This window comes from Pseudomonas sp. 58 R 12, from assembly GCF_900005865.1.
Lineage (GTDB): Bacteria > Pseudomonadota > Gammaproteobacteria > Pseudomonadales > Pseudomonadaceae > Aquipseudomonas > Aquipseudomonas tritici.
On record NZ_CVTP01000015.1, the window covers coordinates 190,109 to 196,370 of the forward strand.

The window sequence follows — 6,262 nt, forward strand, 5'->3', positions numbered from 1 at the left end:
GATAACATTGGCGCCCGACCGTCAATCAACAATCGAGTGCATGATGAGCCAACCCTGGAGCCCCGACAGCTGGCGCGCCCTGCCGATCCAGCAACAACCCCAGTACCCGGACGCTGCGCACCTGCTGCACGTGGAGCAGAGCCTGGCCAGCTACCCGCCGCTGGTGTTTGCCGGGGAAGCCCGCGAGTTGCGTCGTCAGTTCGCCGAAGTGACCCAGGGACGCGCGTTCCTGCTGCAAGGTGGCGATTGCGCCGAGAGTTTTGCCGAATTCTCCGCCGCAAAAATCCGCGACACCTTCAAGGTGTTGCTGCAGATGGCCATTGTGATGACGTTCGCCGCCGGCTGCCCGGTGGTCAAAGTCGGGCGCATGGCCGGCCAGTTCGCCAAGCCGCGTTCGGCCAACGACGAGACCATCGACGGCATCACCCTGCCCGCCTACCGTGGCGATATCGTCAACGGCATCGGTTTCGATGAAAAAAGCCGCGTGCCGGACCCGGATCGCTTGTTGCAGTCCTATCACCAGTCCACCGCCACCCTCAACCTGTTGCGCGCGTTTGCCCAAGGCGGTTTTGCCGACCTGCACCAGGTGCACAAGTGGAACCTGGACTTCATCGCCAACTCCGCCCTGGCCGAAAAATACAGCCAACTGGCCGACCGCATCGATGAAACCCTGGCCTTCATGCGCGCCTGCGGCATGGACAGCTCGCCGCAACTGCGCGAAACCAGCTTCTTCACCGCCCACGAAGCGCTGCTGCTCAATTACGAACAAGCCTTTGTGCGCCGTGACAGCCTGACCAACGACTACTACGACTGCTCGGCGCACATGCTGTGGATCGGCGACCGTACGCGCCAGTTGGACGGTGCCCACGTCGAATTCCTGCGCGGGGTGAACAACCCGATCGGCGTCAAGGTCGGCCCGAGCATGAACCCGGATGACTTGATCCGCTTGATCGACATCCTCAACCCGGACAACGACCCCGGCCGCCTCAACCTGATCGCGCGCATGGGCGCCGGCAAGGTCGGCGACCACCTGCCAGGCCTGATTCGTGCGGTACAGCACGAGGGCAAGCAGGTGCTGTGGAGCTCCGACCCGATGCATGGCAACACCATCAAGGCCAGCAGCGGCTACAAGACCCGCGACTTTGCGCAGATCCTGGGCGAGGTGAAGGAATTCTTCCAGGTGCACCAGGCCGAGGGGACATATGCCGGCGGGATTCATATCGAAATGACCGGGCAGAACGTCACCGAATGCATCGGCGGCGCGCGGCCGATTACTGAAGATGGTTTGTCGGACCGCTATCACACCCATTGCGACCCGCGGATGAATGCCGATCAGTCGCTGGAGTTGGCGTTTTTGATTGCTGAGACGTTGAAGCAGGTCAAGCGCTGAGATTTTTGTCGACTGAGCCGACGCCATCGCGGGCAAGCCCGGATCCCACAGGGGAATGCGCTCCAAATGTGGGAGCGGCGGTGCGACGATTCGACTTGCCCGCGATGGGGCCCTATAGGCCAATATCCATAGTCATCATTGCCGCCCTTAACCGGTCGGCACTCGGCCGTCGGCAATTGAGCTGGACCTGTTCAAGTCCCAGCCAATCAGCCATCTGCCGCAGGTTCAGCGCCAGCGCCAACATCCCCTCCTCATCAAGCCCCGGCGCCTCCTCATGCACCGCATGCACCGCCAAACGACCATTGGCGCGCTCGGCGCGCAAGTCGATGCGCGCGGCGATCCGTTCGTTGCGCAAAAACGGCAGCACGTAATAGCCGTAGACGCGTTTGTCCTGTGGCGTGTAGATCTCCAAGCGGTAACGGAAATCGAACAAGCGCTCGGTGCGGCTGCGTTCCCAGATCAACGAATCGAATGGCGACAGCAATGCGCTGGCCGTGACGTTGCGCGGCACTTTGGGTTCGGGCAGGCAGTAGGCCGGTTGTTTCCAACCTTGTACCTGGCAAACCTGCAGTCGGCCGTGTTCCACCAGTTCGGCGAGGCGATTGCGGCTGTCGGCAGGATCGAGACGGAAGTAATCGCGCAGGTCCTTCTCGGTGCCCACGCCCAACGCCGTGGCGCTGTGCAGCAGCAAGCCGCGCTGGGCTTCGGCCTCAGTCACAGAGGTTTGTAGGACAGCGCTGGGAATGACCCGCTCCGGCAAATCGTAGAGACGCTCAAAGCCACGTCGGCCAGCAACCGTCACCAGGCCGGCCGCAAACAACCATTCCAGCGCGTGTTTCTCATCGCTCCAGTCCCACCAAAGGCCGGCGCGCTCCTCACGCGTCGAGAGGCTGCCGGCACCCAATGCGCCCTGTTGCTCGACCGTGCGCAAAACGCGCTGGATCGTGGCCTGCTGCTCCCGACCAAAACGCGCCATCTGTGAATAGATACCCTGCCCCTGCTGCGCCCGTACCATGCGCCAGCGCATCAACGGGTAAAGCGCCAGCGGCAATAGTGACGCCTCATGCCCCCAGTATTCGAACAACGAACGCCGCCGGCCCTGGCTCCAGGCCGCCTGCTCAAGGAGCAAAGGGGAGTAATTGCCCAATCGGGAAAACAGCGGCAGGTAATGCGAGCGCACCACGGCGTTCACCGAGTCGATCTGCAACACGCCGAGGCGCTCAATCATCCGGTTGAGATGCGTAGCCTTAATCAGCGCAGGCGCCTGGCGTCCGGAAAAACCTTGGGCCACCAGCGCCATGCGTCGAGCTTGCTTAAGTGAAAAAGACAGGTCGGCGGGCATGAGGTTCTCCGTGTGGACTCACCGAACACCCTACTGCATCAGCGATCATTTTCGCAGCGGGTCTTGCCAGAAATGCAGGTGTCGCTCCTGCTCTACGTCGCCGCGATTGAGCCCGATGTCCTTGAGCGCCTCATCGCTCAAGGTTGCCAGCATCTGCCGCTCCTCGTGCACCACCTGCCAACGGGAAATCTTGTGAAACAGCCCGGAAAATGGACGTTTCACCAGCACTACAAAACCTCTTTGACCTTTCATCTTCTCGCCCTCCAGTGGGGATGGCGCAAGTGTGTGCTCGGGCTTATGATCAATCCAACGAATGTTTCTTATGCAATACATCTCAGAGATTGATCATTTGTCCAGTTTTCCAAGCATCGACACAGAAGTGCTGCGCACCTTCGTCGCCATCGCCGATCAGGGCGGTTTCACCCGCGCCGGGGAATTGGTCAACCGCACCCAGTCGGCGGTGAGCATGCAGATGAAGCGCCTGGAAGAAGACGTGTTGCAGCGCAAGCTGTTCGAGCGTGATGGTCGGCAGGTACGGCTCACACCCGAAGGCCAGGTGTTGCTGGGGTATGCACGGCGCATCCTGAAACTGCACAGCGAGGTGTTCAACACCCTGCGTGAGCCGCACATGGTGGGCTTGGTGCGCATCGGCACGCCAGATGACTACGTGATGCGTTTCCTGCCAGGGATTCTCAAGCAGTTTTCCAAGGCCTATCCGCTGATCCAGATCGAGATGCACTGCGAATCCTCACCAGTGCTGATGCAGCGCCGTGATTTGGCGTTGACCGTTGTCAGTCGCGAGCCAGGCAATGAAATCGGTGAACTGTTGCGCACAGAACGCATGGTGTGGGCGGCGGCGCCATGCTTTTGCACGGACGAGCATGAGGCCCTGCCACTGGCGATGTCCGGTGCCGATTGTCTTTACACCCAGTGGGCACGCTCGGCACTGGAGGCGGCCGGGCGGGATTATCGCCTGGCCTATCACAGCTCCAACGTGGCGGCGATCCAGGCGGTGGTCAACGCCGGCCTGGCGATGATGGTCAGCATGGAAAGCCTGGTGACTGATGACCTGCGCGTGCTTGGCAAGGACGAGGGCCTGCCGCCACTGCCGTCGATGAACCTGCACCTGTTGCGCAACCCACAGATGAATTCGCCCATCACCGAATGCCTGGCGGACTACATCCTCGAAGGTTTCAGACTTTAAAGGTCAGCATCACCGCGCACACCACCAGGAAGCCACAGAACAAGCCGCGCAGCACGCGCTCCGGCAGCGCATGCGCCACCTTCACACCCCAACTGATACTGAGCAAGCCGCCGACGGCCAACGGCACGCCGATCATCCAGTCCACTTCCTGGTGCCAGGCGTAGGTCACCAGCGTTACGCCGGTGCTGGGCAGCGCCAAGGCCAGCGACAATCCTTGCGCGACCACTTGGCTGGTGCCAAACACGCTGGTGAGTACCGGCGTGGCGACCACCGCGCCCCCCACGCCAAACAGGCCGCCCATAGAGCCCGACGCCGCACCCAGTACGCCCAGCCAGGGCCAGGAGTAACGCATCTGTGCAGTCGGGGGTGCGTTGCGGGTGAACATGCGCAGCAGGTTATAGGCCGCCAGCACCATCAGAAAGACGATAAAGCCGATGCGCATCGCCCCCGCATCCAGGCCCACCGCCCAGATCGAACCGAGCCAGGCAAAACTGAAGCCCATGATCCCCAACGGCAGCGCATGCCGCAGTTCGATGCGGTTGCGTTGGTGATAGCGCCACAGCGCAAGCATCACGTTGGGCACCACCATGACCAGCGCCGTGCCTTGGGCCAACTGCTGGTCCAGGCCGAACAATACGCCGAGCACCGGAATCGCAATCAGCCCGCCACCAATGCCAAACAGGCCGCCCACCGTGCCGAGGGCCGCGCCCAAGATCAAATACATCACTAAATCCAACACTGCGCGTTACTCCTCAATCCCAGGCCTTGCATGCTACGCAGTCGGCTATGGCGTGGAAACGCATAGCAACGCACAATGGCTGTGCCAATCTCGCATAAGCGTTTGAGTCATGAACCCGAATACCTTGACCGATCAGCTGGGCCTGTTTCTCGATGTACTGGAGACCGGCAGCTTTTCCGCCGCCGCACGTCGCCACCCGCTGACGCCCTCAGCGGTGGCACGGCGCATCGACAGCCTGGAAAGCTCAGTGGGCAGCCGCCTGTTCCAGCGCAGCACCCACGCGGTAGTGCCGACCCCGGCAGGCCTGGCGTTTGCCGAGCGGGCGCGACGGATTGTCAGCGAGTTGCAATTGGCGCGCGCCGAAGCGGTGTCCCTCAGCCATGCGCCGGAAGGCTTGATTCGCGTGGATGCGCCGGCAGCGTTTGGACGACGGCATCTGGCGCCGGTGATTGCAGATTTCCTCAATGTGTATCCGGGGCTGGATGTGCACCTGCATTTGATCGACAGCTTTGTGGATATGCAGGGCGCGCACCTGGGCAAGGTCGATCTGGTGCTGCGCGCCGGGCATATCGTCGATACCCGGCTGATCGCCACGCCCCTGGCGAGCATCGTACGCATCGCCTGCGCCAGCCCGGCCTATCTGAAAAGCCGTGGCACGCCGCTGCATCCTCGCGAGCTAAGCGAACACGACGGGCTGGACTGGGATGGCTTGGCGCCGATGTTCGCCTGGCGCTTTGAGCTGGATGGGCGCCGCGCGACCTATCGCCCGCAGCGCATCCGCATGAGCGCCAACAACGCTGAAGCCTTGCTGTCCGGCGCACTGGCGGGGCTGGGTATTGCCCATCTGCCCACATGGCTCGCCAGTGAGTACTTGGTGCGCGGCGAGCTGTTACCGTTGTTTTGCGAAAACGGCTTGCCCAGCCCCGAGACCACCGGGATCTATGCGCTGCGCCTGGAGCAGCAACCCAATGCACGTAGCCGCTTGCTGCTGGAATACCTCAAAACCCGTTTCAGCCCAGTACCGCCCTGGGACCTGGCATTGCAAAGCGGCTTGGTCTGACCACCCGGACAGAATTATCTGGCGCATTAAAGATTTGCCCGCTAGATTCCAGCCCAGACACGTTTTTTCGAGGCACCGCCATGAGCAAAAACCCTGATCCGTGCGAATCGCTGATGCTGGACAACCAGCTGTGCTTCGCCCTGCACTCCACCTCGCTGTTGATGACCAAGGTCTACAAGCCTTTGTTGCAGGCCCTGGGCCTGACCTATCCGCAGTACCTGGCGATGATGGTGCTGTGGGAAGAGGACGGTTTGACCGTCGGCGAAATCAGCAGCCGCCTGCTGACCGATCCGGGCTCCCTCACTCCGCTGCTCAAGCGCCTGGAGGTCGAAGGCCTGCTCAGCCGTACACGCAGCCGTGAAGATGAGCGCGTGGTCGTGGTGGAATTGACCGACGCCGGCCGGGCGTTGCAGGACAAGGCCATGGGGATACCTCAGTGCATTCTTGGCGCCAGCGGCTTGGAATTGGACCAGTTGCGCAAGCTGCAAGGCGATTTGATTGCGTTGCGCACCAACCTGCAAGCCAGC

Annotated in this window: 7 protein-coding genes; 4 read left to right on the forward strand and 3 right to left on the reverse strand. The window is 61.8% G+C overall.

From position 1 onward, the window contains the following. The first annotated feature begins 43 nt into the window (after positions 1-43). A complete protein-coding gene (locus BFP95_RS09300) occupies positions 44-1,390 on the forward strand; it encodes a class II 3-deoxy-7-phosphoheptulonate synthase (RefSeq protein ID WP_065909905.1) in 1,347 nt (448 codons plus the stop codon). A gap of 112 nt (positions 1,391-1,502) precedes the next feature. Here BFP95_RS09300 and BFP95_RS09305 read toward each other — a convergent pair whose 3' ends face one another. Then, positions 1,503-2,732 (reverse strand): winged helix-turn-helix domain-containing protein, encoded by a 1,230-nt coding sequence (locus tag BFP95_RS09305; protein ID WP_065909907.1) that lies wholly within the window; start codon positions 2,730-2,732, stop codon positions 1,503-1,505. 45 nt (positions 2,733-2,777) lie between these two features. After that, positions 2,778-2,984 (reverse strand): DUF1127 domain-containing protein, encoded by a 207-nt coding sequence (locus tag BFP95_RS09310; RefSeq protein WP_065872727.1) that lies wholly within the window; start codon positions 2,982-2,984, stop codon positions 2,778-2,780. Positions 2,985-3,054: 70 nt separating this feature from the next. Here BFP95_RS09310 and BFP95_RS09315 point away from each other — a divergent pair, with 70 nt between their 5' ends. Next, complete coding sequence (locus BFP95_RS09315; protein WP_065882422.1) at positions 3,055-3,936, forward strand: LysR family transcriptional regulator; 882 nt, start codon at positions 3,055-3,057, stop codon at positions 3,934-3,936. Here BFP95_RS09315 and BFP95_RS09320 read toward each other — a convergent pair. After that, complete coding sequence (locus BFP95_RS09320) at positions 3,926-4,675, reverse strand: sulfite exporter TauE/SafE family protein (protein ID WP_065872729.1); 750 nt, start codon at positions 4,673-4,675, stop codon at positions 3,926-3,928. The two genes, BFP95_RS09315 and BFP95_RS09320, sit on opposite strands and share 11 nt — an antisense overlap. A 109-nt stretch (positions 4,676-4,784) precedes the next feature. On the opposite strand from BFP95_RS09320, the gene BFP95_RS09325 reads away from it, so the two are divergent. Then, complete coding sequence (locus BFP95_RS09325; RefSeq protein WP_049709297.1) at positions 4,785-5,735, forward strand: LysR family transcriptional regulator; 951 nt, start codon at positions 4,785-4,787, stop codon at positions 5,733-5,735. A gap of 80 nt (positions 5,736-5,815) precedes the next feature. Beyond that, positions 5,816-6,262 (forward strand): MarR family winged helix-turn-helix transcriptional regulator (locus BFP95_RS09330; protein ID WP_065890273.1); only part of this gene is annotated, 447 nt, incomplete at its 3' end.